This window comes from Aeromonas sp. FDAARGOS 1402 (assembly GCF_019046925.1).
Taxonomy (GTDB): domain Bacteria; phylum Pseudomonadota; class Gammaproteobacteria; order Enterobacterales; family Aeromonadaceae; genus Aeromonas; species Aeromonas caviae.
On the sequence record NZ_CP077203.1, the window covers coordinates 1 to 20,656 of the forward strand.

Consider the following 20,656-nt stretch of genomic DNA (forward strand, 5'->3'; position numbering starts at 1 on the left):
TGACCTTGCTGCGCTCCAGATCCGATCCGGGATGGGGACCGCCGACATCAGCGCCTTGGTATAGGGGTGCAGGGGATTGGTGAAGATCTCCTTGCCGGTCCCCAGCTCCACCGCGTTTGCCCAGGTACATCACCGCACCCGATCGGAGATGTGTTTGACCACGGAGAGGTCGTGGGCGATGAAGATGAGGGAGAGACCCATCTCCTTTTGCAGGGATTTGAGCAGGTTCACCACCTGAGCCTGGATGGAGACATCCAGCGCCGAGACCGGCTCGTCACGATGATCATCTTGGGCTCGAGGATGAGCGCCCGGGCGATGCCGATGCGCTGGCACTGGCCGCCGGAGAACTCATGGGGTAACGGTTCACCAGGTTCGGCAACAGACCCACCTTGGTCATCATGGCGCGCACCTTCTCCTTCACCTCTTCCCTTGGCAGGGTCGGGTAGAAGGTGATGAGGGGCTCGGCGATGATGTCCCTATGGTCATGCGGGGGTTCAGGGAGGCCAGCGGGCCTGGAAGATCATCTGGATCTCCTTGCGCTTCTCCCGCAGGGCGTTCGCTCGAGCTTGGTCAAGTCTGCCCAAGCCACCCACCTTGCCGTCGGTGGCCGGTACACAGGCCGATGAGGGCACGGGCGAAGGTGGATTTTGCCGCAACCGGACTCCCCCACTAACCAGGGTCTCCCTTCGTAGAGGCGCAGGGTCACCCCGTCCACCGCCTTCAGGGCAGAGGGCTTGGCCCAGGGCCAGGCCTTGTCACTCTTGATATGGAAGTGAACCTTGAGGTCGACCTTCCAGCAGCAGTTTTCTTGTCAGTACCCATTTATTCACTCCCTTGATCATGGCATCCGATACCCAGTGGCACGCCCTCCCGGCCGTCGTTGAACGGCGTCAGGATCGGCGATTGCTGGCCACAAATCTCGCTCACCCGGTGGCAACGCTCCTGGAAGGGACAGCCGGTGGGCAAACGCAGCAGGTTGGGCGGATTGCCGGAATGGTGGGCAGCTCTTCCCTTCGGTGTCGAGGCGGGGAATGGCGCGCAGCAAGCCTTCGGTATAGGGGTGGCTCGGCGATAGAAGATATCGTTGACCCGGCCGTACTCCATGGTCCGGCCTGCATACATCACCAGCACCTTGTCGCAGATGCCGGCCACGACGCCAGATCGTGGGTGATCATGATGATGGCGGTGTTGAACTCGCGCTTGAGCTCGTTCATCAGGTCATGATCTGGGGCCTGTACCGTCACGTCCCGCCGTGGTCGGCTCGTCGGCAATGAGCAGCTGCGGTCGGCACAGGAGCGCCATGGCGATCATCACCCGCTGGCGCATGCCGCCGAGAACTCGTGGGATACATGTTCATCCGCTTGCGCGACTCGGGGATCTTCACCGCATCCAGCATGCGCACCGACTCCTCGAAGGCGGCAGCCTTGGTCATCCCCTTGTGCAGCATCAGCACTTCCATCAGCTGATCCTTGACCTTCTGTAGGGGTTGAGCGACGTCATGGGGTCCTGGAAGATCATGGCAATCTTCTCGGAGCGGATCTTGTTGAGCTTGTGCTCCGGCAGATTCAGATCTCGTCCCTGAAATTTGGCCGAGCCGGTGATGACACCGTTCTTGGCGAGCAGCCCCATGATGGCAAAGGCCGTCTGGGACTTGCCTGAGCCTGACTCCCCGACGATCCCCAGGTTTCGCCAGCAGAAAGAGAAAAGTTGAGGTCGTTGACGGCCACCACATTGCCGTCCGGGGTCTTGAACTCGACCCGCAGATCTTTCACATCCAGTAATTTCATCTCAGTACTCCTTATCGCGCTGTCGTGATGGGGGCCTGCCCGTGGTGAACGCGGTGCGTTCCTGAACGGGTCTGATGGCCCCTTGGCGTCTTGCCGGTCCCTGGGTATCAGCGATCCTTGGGATCCAGGCATCACGCAGACCATCCCCGAGGAAGTTGAAGCAGAACAGGGTCACCACCATGAAACCGGCGGGGAACAGGAGTTGCCAGATGGCCACTTCCATCGACTTGAGCCTTCATCCACAGGGCGCCCCAGCTGGTCATGGGCTCTTGCACGCCCAGACCCAGGAAGCTCAGGAAGGATTCGAACATGATCATCCCCGGCACCACAGGGTGGCGTAAACTGCCACTATGCCAAGCACGTTGGGCACGATATGACGGGTGATCTTCCACTTGGAGACGCCGCAGACGTGGGCCGCCTCGATGAACTCCTTGCTCTTGAGACTCAGGGTCTGGCCGCGCACGATCCGCGCCATGTCGAGCCAGCTCACCGCCCCGATGGCGAGGAAATGAGGGCCAGGTTGCGACCGAAGAAGGTCACCAGCATGATCACGAAGAACATGAAGGGGAAGGCGTTGAGGATCTCAAGCACCCGCATCATCAGGCTGTCGACCCGGCCGCCGATGAAGCCGGACGCGCGCCGTAGAGGGTGCCGATGATGACGGCCACCAGGGCCCCCATGATGCCGACCATCAGGGAGATGCGTCCGCCGAGCAGGGTACGCACGAACAGGTCGCGCCCCAGGCTGTCGGTGCCGAACCAGTGGCCGGTCTCCATGTCCGGGGCACTGCATGGCCCCCCAGTCCGGGTCATCGAACGTGTACTGGGACAGGTGGGCCCCACGATCACCGCCAGACCGATGATGGTCAGGATGTGAGGCTGGTCAGGGCCGCCTTGTTGCGCAGGAAACGGCGACGGGCATCCTTCCACAGGGAGCGTCCTTCCACCACTTCCACTTTCTGGGCGAACGCCCTCGACGGCTTCGCGCTTTTCAGTTGTGACTACCATGATGAACTCCCGGCTTAGTAACGGATTTGGGATCGATGACGGCATAGAGAATATCGAACCACGGCGTTAAAGGTGATGGTGAGGGCACCGACCAGAATGGTCAGACCGAGCACCATGGAGTAATCACGGTTGAGGGCACCGTTGAGAACAGCTGGCCGATCCCCGGCAGGCCGAAGATGGTCTCGATGACCACGGAGCCGGTGATGATGCCCACGAAGGCCGGTCCCAGGTAGGAGACCACCGGCAGAATGGCCGGGCGCAGCGCGTGCTTGAGGATGATGTGACGCAGGGGCAGCCCCTTGCGCGAGCGGTACGGATGAAGTTGGAGTTCATGGTCTCGATCATGCTGCCGCGCATGATGCGGAGATGGCCGAGATGTAGTACATCATCATGCCGAACACCGGTACCATGAACTGGGCGCCGCCCCCTGCCAGCCCCCCGCCGGGAACCAGCCCAGATAGATACTGAAGAAGAGCACCAGCAGCGGTGCCAGCACGAAGCCGGGTATCACCACCCCTGCCATGGCCGACGACATCAACAGGTAGTCGATGAGGGTGTTCTGTTTCAGGGCCGCAATGGTGCCAAAGGTGACCCCCAGGGTCACTGCCAGCAGGAAGGCGACCGAGCCTATCTTGGCGGAGACAGGCAGGGCCTGGCTCACCAGATCATTGACGGTGAAGTCCTTGTATTTGAAGGAGGGCCCCAGATCCCCCTGGACCAGGTTGCCGAGGTAAGTGAGGTATTGCATGCCGATGGCTTGTCCAGGCCATATTTGGCTTCGATGTTGGCCAGGACTTCCGGCGGCAGGGCGCGTTCGCTGGTGAAGGGGTTACCCGGGGCGAAGCGCATCATGAAGAAGGAGACGGTGATCAAGACCAGCAGAGTCGGGAATCGCTTCCAGTAGACGTTTAAGGATGAATTTCAACATAGACATTTCCTGTCCTGTACTGCTTCCAAAGGGTCGCGGTTGTAATAAAGGCCCGCCGTCTGGCGGGCCTGCTTGTTATGCGACTTGTTTCTTTACTCAGTGAGCAACGATGTACATGTCTTTGCTGTAGATGTTGTCCAGCGGGTTGGCCGGGTAGCCGCCCACGTAGGGCTTGACCATGCGGGAGGTCACGTACTGATAGATGGGGGCGATCGGCATGTCCTTGGCCAGGATCTCTTCGGCCTGGACATAGAGCTTGTTGCGCGCCTCGGCATCCACCTGGTTGCGGGACTCGCTCATCAGCTTGTCGAACGTCGGGTTGGAGTATTTGCCGTCGTTGTTGCCGTGAGTGGTCTGCATCAGATCCAGCAGAGGAGGCTTCGTTGTAGTCGGCAATCCAACCACGACGGGCCACATCAAACTGGCCTTGCTTGAGCGTCTCCAGATAGGTCTTCCACTCCTGGTTCACCAGGCTCACCTGCACGCCGAGCTTCTTCCACATGGAGGCGACGGCCACGGCCACCTTCTTGTGGTTGTCGTCGGTGTTATAGAGCAGCTCGAACTTGAGCGGGTTGCCCGGGCCGTAACCGGCTTCGGTCAGCAGCTCTTTCGCCTTGGTATCGCGCTCTGCCTGGGTCAGCTTGGACCAGGATGGTGCCACCGGCTTGAAGCCGTCCACGAAGTCGGGCACCAGGGCATAACCCGGGGTCTCACCCTTGCCCATCACCTTGTCGGCGATCACGTCGCGATCGATGGCGTAGGGAGTGCAGTACGCACCCGCACGTCGTCATAAGGTGTTGCGCTTGGTGTTGAAGGTGTAGTAGTAGGTGCCCACATAGCCGCTCACCTTCACTTCGTCCGGCAGCTCTTTCTTCATCTGCTTGAAGCGTTCGATGGGCATGTTGTAGGTCAGATCCACTTCGCCAGCCAGATAGCGGTTCAGCTCGGCGTTGGTGGACTGGATGGGCAGGTAGGTCACCTTGTTGATGACGGTCTTGCCGTTGTTCCAGTAGTTGGGGTTGCGCTCGACGTCGACACGCTCGTTGACCACCCAGCCTTCAGCACGTAGGCGCCGTTGGATACCATGTTACCGGGCTGGGTCCACTTGTCACCGAACTTCTCGATCACCTTCTTCGGGACCGGATAGGTGGGGGTGTGGGAGCATGCTGACGAAGTAAGGCACCGCCACTCCAGCTGCACCTCGAATATGATCGTCCACCGCCTTCACACCCAGAGTGTCGGCCGGCTTCTTGCCCGCGATGATGTCGGAGGCATTGATGATGGTCGGGATCTCCATGTACCAGGAGTAGGGAGAGGCCGTCTTGGGATCCACCGCGCGCTGGAAGGCAAAGACGAAGTCATGCGCGGTGACGGGATCCCCGTTGGACCACTTGGCATCCTTGCGCAGGTGGAACACGTAGTGTTGTTGTCCTTGGGTTTCCCAGGACTCGGCGACGCCGGGCAGGGTTTCGCCCTTGGGGCCGGAGGAGACGAGACCTTCGAACAGGTCACGCAATACGTTGATTCGGGGTACCTTCCACTTTCTGGGGATCCAGGGTGGCGGGTTCGGAACCATTGCCTTTCACCAGGGTTTGCTCGGGAGCAAGCTTGGTACCGGCGGGACATCGGCGGCGTGAGCCAGGTGGCGCCACCGAAAAGTGCAGTCAATAAAAGGGTATTAATAATTGTTTTTCTATGAGTCATTTCCATACTCCAACAAGAACATTCCATGCATTTGTTATCCACGAGACAAACACCTCGCTGCCCGCATAATTCCCTGACAATTCTGATAATGCAATAGATATCATCAGGAACAGGCCGCTTTCATGGTCAAAAAAACAACTTAAAACCATTTATACAGCATTTAAATATCCCGAGACGGTCATTTTTCGTACAGGGCCGCTCGATTCTAGGAAATGACCAACAAAAAAGAACAATATAAAAGCCGGTCACAAGGACCGGCTCCGACAAAAACGGACCTGGCTCACACCCAGACCGGGGAAGACTCCCTGATGCCCGCCACGATGATCTCGATGCCAAGGGACATCATGATGAGACCCATGATACGAGTCACCACGTTGATGCCGGTGTTGCCCATCAGCTTGAACAGCAGGGGAGCGGCGCGGAAGATGAGCCAGGAGCAGCAGGCAAACGCCACCACCACCACGAACATGCCGCCATCTGGGGCAGGGTCTTCTGGCTGGCATAGACGATGGAAGAGGAGATGGCACCGGGTCCGGCCATCAGCGGCAGAGCCAGGGGCACCACGGCAATGGATTCACGCGCAGCCAGTTCACCCTTCTCCTGCTTGTTGTGCTTCACCTCCCCCAGCTTGCCCTGCAGCATGGACCAGGCGATCAAGGTAATCAGCGAGCCACCGGCAATGCGAACGACGCCAGGGAGATGCCGAAACTGTCGAGGATGAGCTGTCCCATGCACATGGAGACCATCAGGATGATCATCACGAATGTGGGCGGTGTGTTGGTCTTGCGTCGCTCCTCCGGCGACATGTGGCCCGTCAGGCTCACAAAGACCGGCAACAGACCCAGCGGGTTGATGATCGCGAACAGGCCGACGAAAAATTTCAGGTATAAAAAGAATCTATTGCTGCCATAGGCGCCATCCAGAACCAATACGAGCCACAAGGCCAGCCCCCAAACTGCGCGTAAATTTACACCATGGCTTTCCCTTCTCCAATCAATAATCTCACCCTTACTGGGGCTTTTTAGTTAGTTCCGCTAATGTATCGACAAAATTCAACATATCGGGTTGTTAAGGGAGAGAGGTCGCCATTAACATCGCCGGTTGCCATGGCAGCGCGTTATATCAACCCTAACCAAGAAACGATATTTTCGGCAAATGGCACCCTTGCTTCTCACACACCTGCTTGCCGCCCCACCCGCTCCTGTGACCCCGATTTTTGGCCTTTCTCACCCTGGTACGGCACCAGTGGGGTCGGCTGTGAAGAGGTGACACGTTCCCTGCCACCGTCAGATGTGCTGTTTCGCCAGGGCGACTGGATGAAAACAACAACCCCTTTCTCAACATAAATGAAACGTCAGGGGCTGGGCGTTCTGCGCCATCACGGCAATGCCACCTCCCCCCATCCCGGTCAAGGCGAGATTCATCGGATCCCCTTCCCTAAGCAGATATTCCAAGGGTGCGTGACAGCAGCTCGTGATGCCAAGAAAGGATGACACACTCCCGTAACATAGTGGTGCGACAAGGGGTGAAACAAAATTTCTTTTGTTCTTTTGTTACATATGATCCAGTCAATCTTTTCTGACACATCCCGACCCTATATCGGCCAGAAAACAGTTACTAAGGCATGTAAATACCCCGTTATGGTGATTCTCGCCTTGACAAGGTGGCTATAATTCCCGGGCATTGCCAAGGTCTTACTAAACAGTTTTCAAATCATCAGGAGATAAAACATGGCAGTAACCAATTTGGCTGAACTGGATGCACTGGTTGCCCGCGTCAAAGAAGACAGCGTCAATTCGCCAGCTCTCGCAAGAGCAGGTAGACAAGGTCTTCCGTGCCGCCGCCCTGGCCGCCAGCAACGCCCGTATCCCCCTGGCCCAGATGGCCGTGGCTGAATCCGGTATGGGTATCATCGAAGACAAGGTTATCAAGAACCAACTTCGCCTCCGAATACATCTACAACGCCTATAAAGATGAGAAGACCTGCGGCATCCTGAGCCAGGACGACGAGATGGGCACCATCACCATCGCCGAGCCGGTAGGCATCATCTGCGGTATCGTACCGACCACCAACCCGACTTCCACTGCGATCTTCAAGGCCCTCATCTCCCTGAAGACCCGCAACGCCATCATCTTCTCCCCGCATCCCCGCGCCAAGAACTCCACCAATACCGCTGCCAAGCTGGTACTGGATGCTGCCGTGGCCGCCGGTGCGCCGAAAGACATCATCGGCTGGATTGATCAACCCTCCGTCGAACTCTCCAACGCCCTGATGCGCCACAACGACATCAACCTGATCCTGGCCACCGGTGGCCCGGCATGGTGAAGGCCGCCTACTCCTCCGGCAAGCCCGCCATCGGCGTGGGTGCGGGCAACGTGCCCATCGTCATCGACGAGACTGCCGATATCAGCGTGCCGTCCTCCATCCTGATGTCCAAGACCTTCGACAACGGCGTGGTCTGTGCCTCGAGCAGGCTGTTATCGTAGTCGACTCCATCTACAACCAGGTCAAGGAGCGTTTCGCGACCCACGCCGGCTACATCCTCTCAAGGAGACGAAGCGGACAAGGTGCGTAAAGTGCTGCTGATCAACGGCGCCCTGAACGCCGACATCGTGGGCCAACCTGCTACCAAGATCGCCGCCATGGCCGGTGTGACCGTGCCTGCCACCACCAAGATCCTCATCGGTGAAGGTCTGGAACTCTGCGCAGAAGACGAGTTCGCTCACGAAAAACTCCCCGACCCTGGGTATGTTCCGTGCCAAGAACTTCGAAGAAGCCGTCGAAATGGCCTGCGACATGGTCAACATCGGTGGTATCGGCCACACCTCCGTCTCATACCGACCAGGATCGCAATGCCGACCGCATCAAGTACTTCGGCGACAAGATGAAGACCGCCCGTATCCTCAAACACCCCTCCACCCAGGGTGGTATCGGTGACCTGTACAACTTCGCGCTGGCCCCGTCCTGACCCTGGGTTGCGGCTCCTGGAGTGGTAACTCCATCTCCGAACGTCGGTCCCAAGCACTTGATCAACAAGAAGACAGTCGCAAAACGGGCAGAAAAATATGCTGTGGCACAAACTTCCGAAATCCATCTACTTCCGTCGTGGTTCCCTGCCGATCGCCTTGGGCGACCTGGAAGGCAAGAAGCGCGCCATGGTGGTGACCGACCGCTTCCTGTTCAACAACGGCTATGCCGATGAAGTGGTTCGCCTGCTCAAGAAGCTGAACATGGAAGTGGAGATCTTCTACGAAGTGGAAGCGACCCCACCCTGTCCGTGGTCGCAAGGGCGCCGAGATGGCCAACTCCTTCAAGCCGGATGTGATCGTCGCCCTGGGTGGTGGTTCACCCATGGATGCCGCCAAGATCATGTGGGTCATGTACGAGCACCGGATACCGCGTTCGAAGACCTGGCCATGCGCTTCATGGACATCCGCAAGCGTATCTACAAGTTCCCGAAAATGGGCGTGAAGGCCGAACTGGTCTGTATCACCACCACATCCGGTACCGGTTCTGAAGTGACCCCGTTTGCGGTCGTGACCGACGACGCCACCGGCATGAAGTACCCCCTGGCCGATACGAGCTGACCCCCAACATGGCCATCGTGGATGCCAACCTGGTGATGGGCATGCCCAAATCCCTGTGTGCCTTCGGTGGTATCGACGCCGTGACCCACGCCATGGAAGCCTATGTCTCCGTGCTGGCCAACGAATACTCCGACGGTCAGCGCTGCAAGCCTGAAAACTGCTGAAGGACTACCTGCCCTCCAGCTACATCAACGGCGCCAACGACCCGGTTGCCCGCGAGAAGGTGCACAACGCCGCCACCATCGCCGGTATCGCGTTTGCCAACGCCTTCCTGGGTGTGTGCCACTCCATGGCCACAAACTGGGTGCGGAGTTCCACATCCCCCACGGCCTGGCCAACGCCCTGCTGATCAGCAACGTCATCCGCTACAACGCGAACGACAACCCGACCAAGCAGACGCGTTCTCCCAGTACGACCGTCCGCAGGCTCGCCGTCGCTACGCCGAAGTGGCTGACCACCTGGGCCTGACCGCTGCCGGTGACCGTACCGCCGCCAAGATCGAGAAGCTGCTGACCTGGCTGGACGAGCTGAAGGCCACCCTGGGGATCCCGGCCTCCATCCGCGAAGCCGGCGTGAACGAAGCGGACTTCCTGGCCAAGGTAGACCAGCTGGCCCTGGAAGCCTTCGATGACAGTGTACCGGCGCCAACCCGCGCTACCCGCTGATCACCGAGCTGAAAGCCATCCTGATGGACACCTACTACGGCCGTCCCTTCATCGAGGAAGCCCCAGCTGCGCCCGGTTGCAGCCAAGGTCGACGCCAAGGTGGACAACAGAAAAAATCCAAGGCCTGATAAACGCCACGGATGACAAGAGCCCGCGCACATGCGCGGGCTTTTTTGTTGTCTATCTGTTTAATTTTGCTAGCTTGTTGATAGGCAAATTCGACAGAAGAGCTAGTCCATGGCGCTGATACGGCCTCCATCGAGCAGTTGAGAGTCGGCCACTACATCCATCTTCCCACGGGTTGGACGAGCCACCCTTTCATGTTCAAGCCTTCAAAATCAAGGACCAGCAACAGCTCGACATCATCCGCCACCTCGACCTGACCCTGCTGATGGTGGATCCCGACAAGAGCGATCTGCGGTCGAGCCCCTGCTGCGGGCCGAACCCGTTCCTCTCTTGAGATGAGCGACACGGGGGATACCGCCCCCTCTTCTGAGGGCCCCACCTTCGACGAAAAGGCGTTCAGGCGCTCCCTTCGCATCGGGACAAGGCGTTCGGTCAATCCCTGTCAGATCTTCGCGACGCCCTTGGCGCCCTCAACCTCAAACCGGACGAAGGCCTGGCCAATACTGCAGATAGTGCGCAGCACCGCCGCCCGTCTGGCAGAACACCAGGGGCCGCTCGGTCTGCACCTCATCCGCAGCCAGAACACGGATACCCTGCTGCAACACAGCCTGAGCGTGGCCTTCATCGCCATGCTGATGGCACGGGAGCTTGGCATGAATCCCGTCGAGATCGAGGAGACCGGTCTGGCGGGCCTGATCCACGACATCGGCGAGCTCAGGATCCCGAGCCAGATCATCCAGAAGCGGGGGGAGCTCAGCAAGGCGGAGCAGAATTTCCTCAACATGCACCCCCAGTACGGACTGGAGATGCTCAACCAGTTGCAGGCTTTCGAACCCAGGATCCGTGAGGTCGCCTACCTGCATCACGAACGCCTCGATGGCAGCGGTTTTCCCCTCGGGATCAAGGGCGACAAGATCCCCCCCTCGCCCGCCTCATCGGGCTGGTGGATCACTATGACGAGCTGCTTCATCCGCGCAGCGGCCTCACCCGCCGGGGCCCAGCCAGGTGATCGGCCAGCTCTACAAGCTCTCCCAGAAGAAGTTCGAGCAAACCCAGGTCAGGTTGCTGATAAAGGTGCTGGGGGTCTATCCACCGGGTTCCCTAGTGCGCCTGGATGACGATGCCCTGGCCCTGGTGCTCTCCACCGAGCCCAGCATGCCCCTCAGACCCAAGGTGCTGCCCTACCTCAAGGGGCAGCGACCGGAAGGGGTGGCCATGATCGATCTGCGGGAAGATGCGCGAAGCATCGTCGCCACCCTCAGACAGGAAGAGCTGGACGATGCGCAACGCGCCTTTTTCGGTCTGGGTCGGCGGGTCTGTTACTATTTCGCCTTCTGAGTTATCCCCAGAAGCTGGGGATAACTCATTGGACAAACCTGAATAATTGCTAGGTCCCCTCGAAATCGTCCACCATTGGAGCTGGATAAAAAACGCCCAGCCGATGGCCGGCGGAGCATGCCACCTCCGTGTGGCGTATCCGGTGGATACATTCATGCTCGTATCAGCAATATCAAGCGGGCGCAGGTTACACAAATATCAATTTAACGTGCTGATTTATATGGTTTTATTTTTCCATTCTGGCAAACTGCCGCAGCGTTCAGCCCGCAGCCCACATCAAGACGGCTCAGGCTCACCCTGCGTCATGACAACGCCCGGCTCCGGCGTGGTGTTTGAGGAAGCTTTTTTATGCAACTAGTCCTCTCTCTGCTCCAGCAGATGAGTGTCAGCCTGGTCATCGCCTACCTTTTTTCCAAAAGCCCCCTGTTGCGTCCCCTGGCCAACTACTCCGTCAGGCTGCCCCACAAGGTGCTCATCTATGTCATCTTCTCCTGCTTTTGCATCCTGGGAACCTATGTAGGCCTCGACATCGATGACGCCATCGCCAACACCCGGGCGGTCGGTGCCGTACTGGGGGGACTGCTGGGTGGCCCTCTGGTTGGATTCCTGGTGGGGCTGACCGGCGGCCTGCACCGCTATACCCTGGGGGGGTTCACCGATCTCGCCTGCGCCATCTCCACCACCTGCGAAGGCTTGCTGGGGGGGCTGGTGCACTGGCGGCTGATGCGGGCAGGCAGGGTCAATGACCTCTTTGCGCCCAGGGTCGCCTTCTTTACCACCTTCGTGGCCGAGATCATGCAGATGGTGATCATCCTGCTGGTCGCCACCCCCTTCGACAAGTCCCTGCTACTGGTGCGCACCATCGCCACCCCCATGATCCTCGCCAACTCCTGCGGGGCGGCACTCTTCATCAGCATGATCCGCGACCAGCAGCGGATGTACGAAAAGTTCCCCGGGTCTTCTCCGCCAAAGCGCTCACCATCGCCAACCGTACCGTCGGCATCATGAGCCAGGGGTTCACTCCGGAGGCCAGCGGCAAGATAGCCCATATCGTTCAGAGGAAGAGACCGGCGTCGGCGCCGTCGCCATCACGGACACCGACAAGATCCTCGCCTTCATCGGCACCGGAGAAGATCACCACAAGCCGGGCACCCCCATCACCTCGGCGATCACCCTGCAAGCCATCGCCCAGAACAAGGTGCTGTTCGCCGATGGCAACAGCCAGCCCTATCGTTGCAGCATCTCCCCCAGTGCCAGCTCGGCTCCGTGCTGGTGATCCCCCTGCAGGGTGACGAGGGGTGATCGGCACCATCAAACTCTATGAGCCCAAGAAGCGCTCTTCCTCAAGATCAATCACCACCTGGGAGAAGGGATCGCCAACCTGTTGTCCCAGCAACTGCTGGCAGGCCGCCTGGAGCAGCTCAGCGCCTGCTGGTGCATCCGAGCTCAAGCTGGTGCAGGCACAGATAAACCCCCACTTCCTGTTCAACACCCTCAACACCATCAGCGCCATTACCCGCCGCGATCCGGGACGGGCACGGAACTGTGCTGCACCTCTCCCGCTTCTTTCGCAACAACCTCAAGCGCCAGAGCGGCCTGACCACGCTGCGTGAGGAGCAGGAGCACTGCCTCTCCTACCTGGAGATAGAGCAGGCCCGCTTTGGCGAGGGCTCACCGTCATCAACGAGATCCCGCCCCACCTTGCCGAGGTGCAACTGCCGAGCTTCACCCTGCGCCCTCATCGAGAATGCCATCAAGCACGGCATCTGCTCCTGCTGGAGAGGGGCGACTTCGCCTCTTCGCGAGGGAGACCCCCGAGGTGATCACCCTTTGCGTCGAAGACAATGCCGGGGCCTGGCAACCATCCGGCCAGGGGGATGGTCTGGGGATGAGCCTGGTGGACAAGCGCCTCAAGACGCCTTTGGCGAGCGCTATGGCATGACGTCCAATGGGAGCCAGAGCAATGGACCCGGGTCTCCCTGACGCTCCCACGACAACCCCGCACCACCGCCAAGGAGATGACATGATCCGCACTTGATCGTCGATGACGAGCCCTATGCCCGCGAGGAGCTGGCAGAGCTGCTGGCCAGCGATCCCGACATCGAGATCCTGGGCATGGGGGCAACGCCATCGAGGCGCTCGGCCTCATCCAGCAACTCAAGCCGGATGTGGTGTTTCTCGATATCCAGATGCCCAAGCTCAGCGGCATGGAGCTGGTGGCCATGCTCGATCCCCTGCCCCGCATCGTCTTTGTCACCGCCTTTGACGAGTACGCCATCCAGGCGTTCGAGGAGAACGCCTTCGATTACCTGCTCAAGCCGGTGGAGCCTGCGCGCCTCGCCAAGACCCTGGCGCGGCTCAGGCAGGACATCACCCCGCAACCGGTCGGGACCCTGGCCCCGACCATCCACCATATCCCCGGATACCTGCACAACCGGGTACGGCTGCTCCCAGCCTCCCAGGTGGAGTACGCCTTCTCCGATCTCGGCGGCGTCCATGTCGCCTGCCAGGGCGAGCTGTTTCACACCCAGCTCACCCTCAAGTCCCTGGAGGAGAAGACCCCGCTGCTGCGCTGTCACCGCCAGTATCTGGTGGCCCCGGCCGCCATCTTCGAAATCCGGTTGCTGGAGAATCAGCTGGCGGAGATCGTGACCCCGAGCGGGGCCCGGGTACCGGTCAGCCGCCGCTACCTCAAGGAGCTCAAAGACGAGCTGGGACTGGAATAAAACGGTGCGCGATGTGCGCCGGATCACAGTGGGCAACCGCTCGGGTCGCCATGTCGCCGCTCACCCTCTTTCACCTGCCGTTAACAGAAGTCCCCCCCTACACTGGCTGCGCACACCAAAAAATAACAAAGCAGGAGCGTAGCAATGATCTGGTTCTTCCTCTGTGTCGGCTTGTTGATAGCCGGCTACTTCATATACGGCAAATTCATCGAACGGATATTCGGGCCCAAACCCGAGTTGAAGACCCCCGCCATCACCATGGCGGACGGGGTGGACTATGTCCCCATGTCGGACAAGAAGGTCTACCTGGTTCAACTGCTCAACATCGCCGGCGTCGGCCCCATCTTCGGCCCCATCCTGGGTGCCCTCTATGGTCCGGTCGCCATGCTCTGGATCGTCTTTGGCTGCATCTTCGCCGGTGCGGTCCACGACTACTTCTCCGGCATGCTGTCGGTACGCGCCAGGGGCGCCTCGGTGCCGACCGTGGTCGGTGAGCACCTCGGCACCGCCGCCAAGCACTTCATGAACCTCTTTGCCGTGGTGCTCCTGATGCTGGTGGGCGTGGTCTTCGTCCTGAGCCCGGCGGGCCTGCTCGCCAACCTCACCTCCACCGATCTGGTCTACTGGATTGCGGCCATCTTCGCCTACTACATCCTCGCGACCATCGTCCCCATCGACAAGATCATCGGCCGCTTCTACCCCATCTTCGGTGCGCTGCTGGTCTTCATGTCGGTCGGCCTCATCATCGGCCTCATCGTCTCCGGCAAGGGCTTCTACAACACCGGGATGGACTTCTCCAACCTGCACCCGACGGACCTGCCGCTCTGGCCGCTGCTGTTCATCACCATCGCCTGTGGTGCCGTCTCCGGTTTCCACGCCACCCAGTCCCCGCTGATGGCGCGCTGCATGCAGAACGAGAGCTCCGGTCGCTTCATCTTCTACGGAGCCATGATAGGGGAAGGGATCATCGCCCTCATCTGGTGCACCCTGGGTCTCTCCTTCTACGACAGCACCGAGGCACTCAACGCCACCCTGGCCAGCGGCGGCCCCTCTGCCGTGGTGCACGAAGTCTCCACCAGCCTGCTCGGTACCGTGGGCGGCATCCTGGCGATCCTCGGCGTGGTGATCCTGCCCATCACCTCCGGTGACACCGCGTTTCGCAGTGCCCGCCTCATCGTGGCGGACTTCCTGAACCTGACCCAGAAGCCCATGGCCAAGCGTCTGCTCATCGCCATCCCCATGTTCATCCTTGGTTTCATCATCTCCAAGGCCGAGTTCGGGGTGATCTGGCGCTACTTCGGCTGGGCCAACCAGACCACCGCCGTCATCATGCTGTGGGCTGCGGCCGCCTACCTCATCAAGGAAGGCAAGCTGCACTGGGTATGCACCATTCCCGCCATCTTCATGACCGCAGTGGTCATCACCTACCTGGCCAACGCCCCCATCGGTTTCGGCCTCGAGATGAATGTTTCCACCATCATCGGTCTGGTGAGCACCGCCCTCATCACCCTCGCCTTCCTGGTGAAATTCAGGCCCTCCCAACTGAGAGAGGCCAAGGAGAGCTGAGGCGTCAGCTTCTCTTCATGACAAGGCCCGGCATTGCTGCCGGGCCTCTGCTTTTTGTGGTCACTCCCTGGCGGGGGGCTCGGCGGGATCGGGCGCCCGGGCCGGCGCCTGATACCACTGCTCCCTGGCCACCAGCACAGCCTGCTCCGGCTGGGCAATGAAGTTGGGGGACATGATCTGCACCCCGAACTCGTTGAAGACATCCTGAATATGGCCATGGAGCTCCGTTTTGACCACCGCAGGGAGTTCGTTCGCCTTCATTCTTACCTGCAACTCGTACTCCACATACCAATCCTGCAGATTCAACTGCCGCACCAGGGGAGCTTCATCCTGATTGAGCCGGGTGCAGCGCCGCGCGGCCAGCTCCAGCATGGCATGTACCTGACGCCAGGGGGTGTCATAACCGATGGTCACCTTGGTCAACAGGGCCACCCCCTTCTCGCCCGCCAGCCGTGTCAGGTTCACCACCTTGCCCCCCACCACCACCGCATTGGGCAGCGTGACCTCGTGATCCTGTCGCGTCACCAGCTTGGTCGAGAGGGCATTGAGCTCGCTCACCATCCCCTCCACCTCGCCGATCTGCACCAGATCCCCTGGCCGCAGTGCGCGGGAGTAAATGAGCACCAGGCCGCTCATGGCATGGTTCATGATACCGGCCGATCCCAGTGTCACCATCAGACCGAAGAAGACGCTGATCCCCTTGAAGGCATCGGAATCCGCACCCGGCAGATAGGGGTAGGCCACGGTCAGGGCAAACAGCCAGATCACCACTGACAGCAGTCGCCGGGTGGCGCCTATGGTCTCGGCGTGCAAACCCTGCACCCGAAACTGGCCACGCTCGATGCGGTCGAAGAGGATGGCCAGCATCTTGATGAAGAAACGGGTGATGACCACGATAAGCAGCACGGTTACCAGACCGGGCATGGCGGCAATCATGCCCTCCAGCATGTCGCCACACAGGGCAAACAGGGATTCCCCAAGCTGATAGCTCCAGGCCCGGGTCTGGGGGAACAGGCCGAGCACATAGGTCAGCCAGCCATAGGTGAGCATGAAGATGAGCAGCAGCGTGATGAGGCCGAGCAAGCGGACCTCGACATTCCCGGTGACCTGGCGCCAGGAGTGGGGGACCAGCCCCTTCTGCAGCAACAGGCGGTTGGCCAGCCACTTTCTGACTCGCCGATGCCCCCGCTGCAACAGCCAGATGAGGCCGAAGAAGATCAGGCTGACCACCACCGCCAAGCCGACGGCTCTGAGCAAATAGGGGGTCGAGTGCAGCTCGAGATACTTGATGCGCACGCCGTCGAGCCGATGCAGGACGCGTTCGGCCGCCTGATCCAGGGTCAGTTCGTCGAATTCATCAAGGTCCCCTTCCAGCAACACCAGAATGCGCTTGCCATTGACCAGAAACTCCCGGCTCTCCTGGCCGTGTCGGCTGCCTTTCGTCACGGCCACAGGCGTCATGAGGTCGCTTGGCTCCATCCGCTGAACTCGCTCATGGGCCAGCCGTACCCTGGCCGCCCCATCCAGGTTGCCATATTTAGCCGTCAGCATGACGATGGGTTCATGAAGCAGGACCAGGGTCTGTGCCCGCTCCTGCTCATTGGGCTCCATTCTGGGTTCGGCGGTCCAGCCGAGGCGGGACCACAACAGGCAGATCAGCAACAGGCCAAGCCGCCATCCTTTGCCACTGCACCATTCGTTCATCAGGTTCACCTCTCACCTTGCCCGGGCATCCATTGCTGTTTGATTTTATCTAACCAAATCAATTTTGTGTGTTAAATGAGCAACCGATGAACCATGCCTGTACCGCCACACCAACTCTCCGATTGCAGACTTGCACCGACGGCATATGCTGTCATTATTGCCGAAGCCTCGACTCGACAATCGAAGCATTGTTAGCGACTCAGACGGGAGAAATCGATGGTACTTGACTACATTGCCCTGGGGATCCTGGTGTTTGTCGTCTTGGTCATGTTCTATGGCATTATCGTCATTCACGATATTCCATATGAAATTGCCAAGCACCGTAATCACCCCCACCAGGACGCCATTCACGTGGCAGGCTGGGTCAGCCTGTTCACCCTGCACGTGCTCTGGCCCTTCCTCTGGATCTGGGCCACGATTTATCGCCCCGATCGCGGCTGGGGCTTCTCGCAACGCCTACAACATGACGAAACAGAGATCAGCGCACTCAAAGAGGAGCTGGCAGCACTGCAGGCTCGCATGACTACGCTCGAACAGACCGACAAATAGGTAACGCCCCATGGACCTGCTACTTATTCTCACCTATACAGCCCTCTGCATAGGTATTTTCAAGATCTTCAAGATCCCGCTCAACAAGTGGACCGTGCCGACCGCCGTGCTGGGTGGCGTCATCATCATCGGCACACTCATCATGCTGATGAACTACAACCACCCCTATTCCGAGCTGGCTCGCAACTATTATGTCTCCACCCCGGTCGTGCCCCTGGTCAAGGGGCGTGTCACCGACGTCCCGGTCAAGCCCAACCAGCCGGTCAAGAAAGGGGATGTGCTGTTTCGCATCGACGCTGAGCCCTTCCAGGAGAAGGTCGCCAGCCTGACGGCGCGCCTCGCCTCCAACACCGATTTTCTGAAGGCTCTGGACGCCCGCCTGCGATCCGCCCGCCTGGACAGGGATCGCGCCCAGGAGCTGATGCGACGGGGCATCGGCAAACAGCGCGACCTCGACGTCACCCAGGCCAACGTGGATGACATCATCGCCCAGATAGATCAGCAAAAAGCGACCCTCAATGACCTGAGTGCCCAGCTCAACATCGCCAAGTACGACCTGGAGCTGACCGTGGTCTACGCCCCGAGTGACGGTCATGTCGTGCAACTGGCATTGCGCCCGGGCATGATTGCCGCCCCCTTCATGTTCCGCCCCGTGATGACCTTCATTCATGAAGATGCCAATTCCTATGTCGGCTGGTTCTGGCAGAACAGCATGCAGCGGCTCAAGGCGGGTGACGAGGCCGAAGTCGTGCTCGACGGCATTCCGGGTCGCATCTTCAAGGCCAAGGTGCAGTCCGTTATCCCGGCCATGGCTCCGGGCAACATCCAGGCACAGGCGGGTCTTATCGATCAGACTTCGGCCCAGGTACCGGGTCGCCTACCCATCGTGCTCGAGATCACCGATCCCGAGTGGGCAAACTACCAGGTGATCGCGGGCTCCAGCGGTCAGGCCGCCATCTATACCGAGCACTTCCACCACGTGGCCATCATGCGCAAGATCCTGATGCGCATGGGTAGCTGGCTCAACTACCTGTTCCCCTTCCACTGAGGTCCCTGACCTGCACGGGCCGGCATCTTGCCGGCCCGCTTCCTGTCAGCACGCCCCCCTCGCTGCATTTTCCCCGCAAGATCCCTATAATGGCGCCACCTTGCGCCACAGCCGTTCCCCATGTTCGTTCTCAGACCCTATCAGACCGACGCCGTCAACGCCGTCATCAGCCACTTTCGCAAACACCCGGATCCCGCCGTGGTGGTACTGCCCACCGGGGCCGGCAAGAGTCTGGTGATCGCCGAACTGGCCCGCAAGGCGCGCGGCCGGGTGCTGGTGCTGGCCCACGTCAAGGAGCTGGTGGAGCAGAACCACGCCAAGTACGAGGCGTGGGGGCTCAAGGCCGACATCTTCGCCGCCGGGCTGGATCGCAAGGAGGCGAGCGCCCAGGTGGTATTTGGCTCGGTGCAGTCGGTGGCACGCAATCTGGCAGCATTCGACGGGGCGTTTTCGCTGCTCATCATCGACGAGTGCCACCGGGTCTCGCTCGATGACGACAGCCAATACCACCAGGTGATCGAGCATCTCAAGGCCGCCAACCCTGCCCTCAAGATCCTCGGGCTCACCGCCACCCCCTATCTGCTGGGGCTGGGCTGGATCTACCGGCGCCACTACCACGGCATGGTCAAGAGCCACGGCGAGCGGCTCTTTGGTGACTGCGTATTCGAACTGCCCCTGCGCTTCATGGTGAAAAACGGCTACCTGACCCCGCCGCGCCTGGTCGACGCCCCCATCGTCCACTACGACTTCAGCAAGCTGGTGCCGCGGGAGAACGGCCTGTTCAGCGAGGCGCAGCTCAACGGCGAGATCAAGCGCCAGGAGCGGGTCACCCCCCATATCCTGAGCCAGGTGCTGGAGTATGCCGCCGACCGGCAGGGGGTGATGATCTTCGCCGCCACCGTCGAGCATGCCCGGGAAATTCATGGCCTGCTCGGTGCCAGAGGCCAGCAGGCCGCCCTCGTCACCGGCGAGACGCCGGGACCGGAGCGCGACGCTCTAATCAGTGCCTTCAAGGCGCGCGAGCTCAAGTTTCTGGTCAACGTGGCGGTGCTCACCACCGGTTTTGATGCCCCCCACGTCGACCTTATCGTGATGCTGCGTCCCACCGAATCGGTGTCGCTCTATCAGCAGATTGTGGGACGGGGCCTGCGCCTCTCACCCGGCAAGAGCGATTGCCTGGTGCTCGACTACGCAGGCAACAACTTCAACCTGTTTGCCCCCGAGGTGGGGGAGCCCAGGCCCCACGCCGGCACCGAGCCGGTTCAGGTGCCCTGCCCCGCCTGCGGCTTTGCCAACACCTTCTGGGGCAAGACCGACGAGGATGGCAAGGTGATCGAGCACTATGGCCGCCGCTGTCAGGGACTGTTTGAAGATGACGAGGGCAACCGCGAGGAGTGCGACTACCGCTTTCGCGCCAAGATCTGCCCCGGATGCGGCGCTGAAAACGACATCGCCGCCCGTCGCTGCCAGAGCTGTGACCAGCTGCTGGTGGATCCTGACGACAAGCTCAAGGAGGCCCTCAATCTCAAGGACTGCATGGTGATCCGCTGCGCCGGTTTGACCCTGAGCCCTGGGCGCGGCAAGCAGGGGGAGCGGCTGGAGGTGACCTACCACGACGAAGATGGCTTGACCCTGACGGAGTACTTCCCCTTTCACTCCCGGGGTGCACAGCGCTTGTTTCAACAACGCTTTGTGCGTCATCATTGGCCCGCCCCAGGCCTGGAGCCCGAATTCACGACCCTGGCGAGCGTGATGCTCGCGGCAGACCAGTTCCGTCACCCGGATTTCGTCATCGCCCGCAAGTCGGGACGCTTCTGGCAGGTGAAGGAAAAAATATTCGATTACGAGGGGCGTTACCGGACTGCCAACGCCCCGGCCTGACCCCATGGCAGGCGATACCCGGCAGTCACCCGGTTTGAT

General features: G+C 60.2%; 16 protein-coding genes and 11 pseudogenes. 15 read left to right on the forward strand and 12 right to left on the reverse strand.

What is annotated here, in order from left to right:
* The 11 genes and pseudogenes from I6L32_RS22225 to I6L32_RS23310 form a co-directional block, all read right to left on the reverse strand.
* Nucleotides 1-822 (reverse strand): annotated as a pseudogene (locus I6L32_RS22225) (ATP-binding cassette domain-containing protein); the annotation flags it as partial.
* Nucleotides 823-1,152, reverse strand: a complete 330-nt coding sequence (locus I6L32_RS23275; RefSeq protein ID WP_254203912.1) for an oligopeptide/dipeptide ABC transporter ATP-binding protein — start codon at nucleotides 1,150-1,152, stop codon at nucleotides 823-825.
* A 66-nt stretch (nucleotides 1,153-1,218) separates the two neighbouring features.
* Complete coding sequence (locus tag I6L32_RS23700; RefSeq protein ID WP_367950698.1) at nucleotides 1,219-1,326, reverse strand: ATP-binding cassette domain-containing protein; 108 nt, start codon at nucleotides 1,324-1,326, stop codon at nucleotides 1,219-1,221.
* Between the two features lie 132 nt (nucleotides 1,327-1,458).
* Nucleotides 1,459-1,629 (reverse strand): hypothetical protein, encoded by a 171-nt coding sequence (locus I6L32_RS23285; protein ID WP_254203914.1) that lies wholly within the window; start codon nucleotides 1,627-1,629, stop codon nucleotides 1,459-1,461.
* On the reverse strand, nucleotides 1,566-1,787 hold the full coding sequence (locus I6L32_RS23290; protein ID WP_254203944.1) for a hypothetical protein: 222 nt from the start codon (nucleotides 1,785-1,787) through the stop codon (nucleotides 1,566-1,568). The genes I6L32_RS23285 and I6L32_RS23290 overlap by 64 nt, the downstream gene beginning before the upstream one ends.
* 115 nt (nucleotides 1,788-1,902) lie before the next feature.
* A pseudogene (gene oppC / locus I6L32_RS22235) lies at nucleotides 1,903-2,794 on the reverse strand (oligopeptide ABC transporter permease OppC); the annotation flags it as partial.
* Nucleotides 2,778-3,722: pseudogene (oppB, locus tag I6L32_RS22240) on the reverse strand (oligopeptide ABC transporter permease OppB). The pseudogenes oppC and oppB, both read right to left, overlap by 17 nt.
* A 96-nt stretch (nucleotides 3,723-3,818) precedes the next feature.
* Nucleotides 3,819-4,082 carry a hypothetical protein gene (locus I6L32_RS23295; protein WP_254203945.1) on the reverse strand — a complete coding sequence of 88 codons (264 nt, stop codon included), beginning with the start codon at nucleotides 4,080-4,082 and terminating at the stop codon, nucleotides 3,819-3,821.
* A gap of 67 nt (nucleotides 4,083-4,149) precedes the next feature.
* Nucleotides 4,150-5,298: pseudogene (locus I6L32_RS23705) on the reverse strand (ABC transporter substrate-binding protein); the annotation flags it as partial.
* A 408-nt stretch (nucleotides 5,299-5,706) separates the two neighbouring features.
* Nucleotides 5,707-6,349: pseudogene (locus I6L32_RS22250) on the reverse strand (YchE family NAAT transporter).
* Nucleotides 6,350-7,217: 868 nt separating this feature from the next.
* Nucleotides 7,218-7,382 (reverse strand): hypothetical protein, encoded by a 165-nt coding sequence (locus I6L32_RS23310; RefSeq protein WP_254203916.1) that lies wholly within the window; start codon nucleotides 7,380-7,382, stop codon nucleotides 7,218-7,220.
* A 55-nt stretch (nucleotides 7,383-7,437) separates the two neighbouring features.
* Between I6L32_RS23310 and I6L32_RS23315 the strand changes: the two genes are divergently transcribed.
* From I6L32_RS23315 to I6L32_RS22275, 12 genes and pseudogenes are all read left to right on the forward strand, one after another.
* Nucleotides 7,438-7,752 (forward strand): aldehyde dehydrogenase family protein, encoded by a 315-nt coding sequence (locus tag I6L32_RS23315; RefSeq protein WP_254203917.1) that lies wholly within the window; start codon nucleotides 7,438-7,440, stop codon nucleotides 7,750-7,752.
* Nucleotides 7,746-7,913, forward strand: coding sequence for a hypothetical protein (locus I6L32_RS23320; RefSeq protein WP_254203918.1), 168 nt, complete (start codon nucleotides 7,746-7,748; stop codon nucleotides 7,911-7,913). Before I6L32_RS23315 ends, I6L32_RS23320 begins: the two co-directional genes overlap by 7 nt.
* Before the next feature lie 323 nt (nucleotides 7,914-8,236).
* On the forward strand, nucleotides 8,237-8,395 hold the full coding sequence (locus I6L32_RS23325) for a hypothetical protein (RefSeq protein WP_254203919.1): 159 nt from the start codon (nucleotides 8,237-8,239) through the stop codon (nucleotides 8,393-8,395).
* Between the two features lie 97 nt (nucleotides 8,396-8,492).
* Nucleotides 8,493-8,639, forward strand: a pseudogene (locus I6L32_RS23710) (hypothetical protein); the annotation flags it as partial.
* 85 nt (nucleotides 8,640-8,724) lie between these two features.
* A complete protein-coding gene (locus I6L32_RS23330; RefSeq protein WP_254203920.1) occupies nucleotides 8,725-8,898 on the forward strand; it encodes an iron-containing alcohol dehydrogenase in 174 nt (57 codons plus the stop codon).
* A gap of 50 nt (nucleotides 8,899-8,948) precedes the next feature.
* A pseudogene (locus I6L32_RS23335) lies at nucleotides 8,949-9,178 on the forward strand (iron-containing alcohol dehydrogenase); the annotation flags it as partial.
* Between the two features lie 23 nt (nucleotides 9,179-9,201).
* Nucleotides 9,202-9,482 (forward strand): annotated as a pseudogene (locus tag I6L32_RS23340) (iron-containing alcohol dehydrogenase).
* Nucleotides 9,461-9,679, forward strand: a complete 219-nt coding sequence (locus I6L32_RS23345) for a hypothetical protein (RefSeq protein WP_254203921.1) — start codon at nucleotides 9,461-9,463, stop codon at nucleotides 9,677-9,679. Before I6L32_RS23340 ends, I6L32_RS23345 begins: the two are co-directional and overlap by 22 nt.
* Before the next feature lie 320 nt (nucleotides 9,680-9,999).
* Nucleotides 10,000-11,143, forward strand: a pseudogene (locus tag I6L32_RS23715) (HD-GYP domain-containing protein).
* Nucleotides 11,144-11,491: 348 nt separating this feature from the next.
* Nucleotides 11,492-13,170 (forward strand): annotated as a pseudogene (locus I6L32_RS22265) (LytS/YhcK type 5TM receptor domain-containing protein).
* A gap of 7 nt (nucleotides 13,171-13,177) precedes the next feature.
* Nucleotides 13,178-13,869: pseudogene (gene btsR, locus I6L32_RS22270) on the forward strand (two-component system response regulator BtsR).
* A gap of 144 nt (nucleotides 13,870-14,013) precedes the next feature.
* Nucleotides 14,014-15,435, forward strand: coding sequence for a carbon starvation protein A (locus I6L32_RS22275; RefSeq protein WP_010674323.1), 1,422 nt, complete (start codon nucleotides 14,014-14,016; stop codon nucleotides 15,433-15,435).
* Nucleotides 15,436-15,495: 60 nt separating this feature from the next.
* Here I6L32_RS22275 and I6L32_RS22280 read toward each other — a convergent pair whose 3' ends face one another.
* On the reverse strand, nucleotides 15,496-17,139 hold the full coding sequence (locus tag I6L32_RS22280; protein WP_128296453.1) for a mechanosensitive ion channel family protein: 1,644 nt from the start codon (nucleotides 17,137-17,139) through the stop codon (nucleotides 15,496-15,498).
* A 216-nt stretch (nucleotides 17,140-17,355) separates the two neighbouring features.
* On the opposite strand from I6L32_RS22280, the gene I6L32_RS22285 reads away from it, so the two are divergent.
* From I6L32_RS22285 to I6L32_RS22295, 3 genes are all read left to right on the forward strand, one after another.
* Nucleotides 17,356-17,688 carry a DUF3302 domain-containing protein gene (locus I6L32_RS22285; RefSeq protein ID WP_039038991.1) on the forward strand — a complete coding sequence of 111 codons (333 nt, stop codon included), beginning with the start codon at nucleotides 17,356-17,358 and terminating at the stop codon, nucleotides 17,686-17,688.
* Between the two features lie 10 nt (nucleotides 17,689-17,698).
* Nucleotides 17,699-18,736: an HlyD family secretion protein gene (locus I6L32_RS22290; protein WP_216945340.1), complete on the forward strand. Its 1,038-nt coding sequence runs from the start codon at nucleotides 17,699-17,701 to the stop codon at nucleotides 18,734-18,736.
* 120 nt (nucleotides 18,737-18,856) lie between these two features.
* A complete protein-coding gene (locus tag I6L32_RS22295) occupies nucleotides 18,857-20,617 on the forward strand; it encodes a DEAD/DEAH box helicase (RefSeq protein WP_216945342.1) in 1,761 nt (586 codons plus the stop codon).
* The last annotated feature ends 39 nt before the right edge of the window (nucleotides 20,618-20,656 follow it).

What these genes read in the sequence shown, in the direction of transcription:
- I6L32_RS23700 (WP_367950698.1), bottom strand. Translation starts at nt 1,326, where the DNA reads ATGCGCCAGCGGGTGATGATCGCCATGGCGCTCCTGTGCCGACCGCAG.
- I6L32_RS22275 (WP_010674323.1), top strand. Translation starts at nt 14,014, where the DNA reads ATGATCTGGTTCTTCCTCTGTGTCGGCTTGTTGATAGCCGGCTACTTC.
- I6L32_RS23315 (WP_254203917.1), top strand. Translation starts at nt 7,438, where the DNA reads ATGGGCACCATCACCATCGCCGAGCCGGTAGGCATCATCTGCGGTATC.
- I6L32_RS23285 (WP_254203914.1), bottom strand. Translation starts at nt 1,629, where the DNA reads ATGGGGCTGCTCGCCAAGAACGGTGTCATCACCGGCTCGGCCAAATTT.
- I6L32_RS22280 (WP_128296453.1), bottom strand. Translation starts at nt 17,139, where the DNA reads ATGAACGAATGGTGCAGTGGCAAAGGATGGCGGCTTGGCCTGTTGCTG.
- I6L32_RS23290 (WP_254203944.1), bottom strand. Translation starts at nt 1,787, where the DNA reads ATGAAATTACTGGATGTGAAAGATCTGCGGGTCGAGTTCAAGACCCCG.
- I6L32_RS22290 (WP_216945340.1), top strand. Translation starts at nt 17,699, where the DNA reads ATGGACCTGCTACTTATTCTCACCTATACAGCCCTCTGCATAGGTATT.
- I6L32_RS22295 (WP_216945342.1), top strand. Translation starts at nt 18,857, where the DNA reads ATGTTCGTTCTCAGACCCTATCAGACCGACGCCGTCAACGCCGTCATC.
- I6L32_RS23310 (WP_254203916.1), bottom strand. Translation starts at nt 7,382, where the DNA reads ATGTATTCGGAGGCGAAGTTGGTTCTTGATAACCTTGTCTTCGATGAT.
- I6L32_RS22285 (WP_039038991.1), top strand. Translation starts at nt 17,356, where the DNA reads ATGGTACTTGACTACATTGCCCTGGGGATCCTGGTGTTTGTCGTCTTG.
- I6L32_RS23320 (WP_254203918.1), top strand. Translation starts at nt 7,746, where the DNA reads ATGGTGAAGGCCGCCTACTCCTCCGGCAAGCCCGCCATCGGCGTGGGT.
- I6L32_RS23295 (WP_254203945.1), bottom strand. Translation starts at nt 4,082, where the DNA reads ATGCAGACCACTCACGGCAACAACGACGGCAAATACTCCAACCCGACG.
- I6L32_RS23330 (WP_254203920.1), top strand. Translation starts at nt 8,725, where the DNA reads ATGGCCAACTCCTTCAAGCCGGATGTGATCGTCGCCCTGGGTGGTGGT.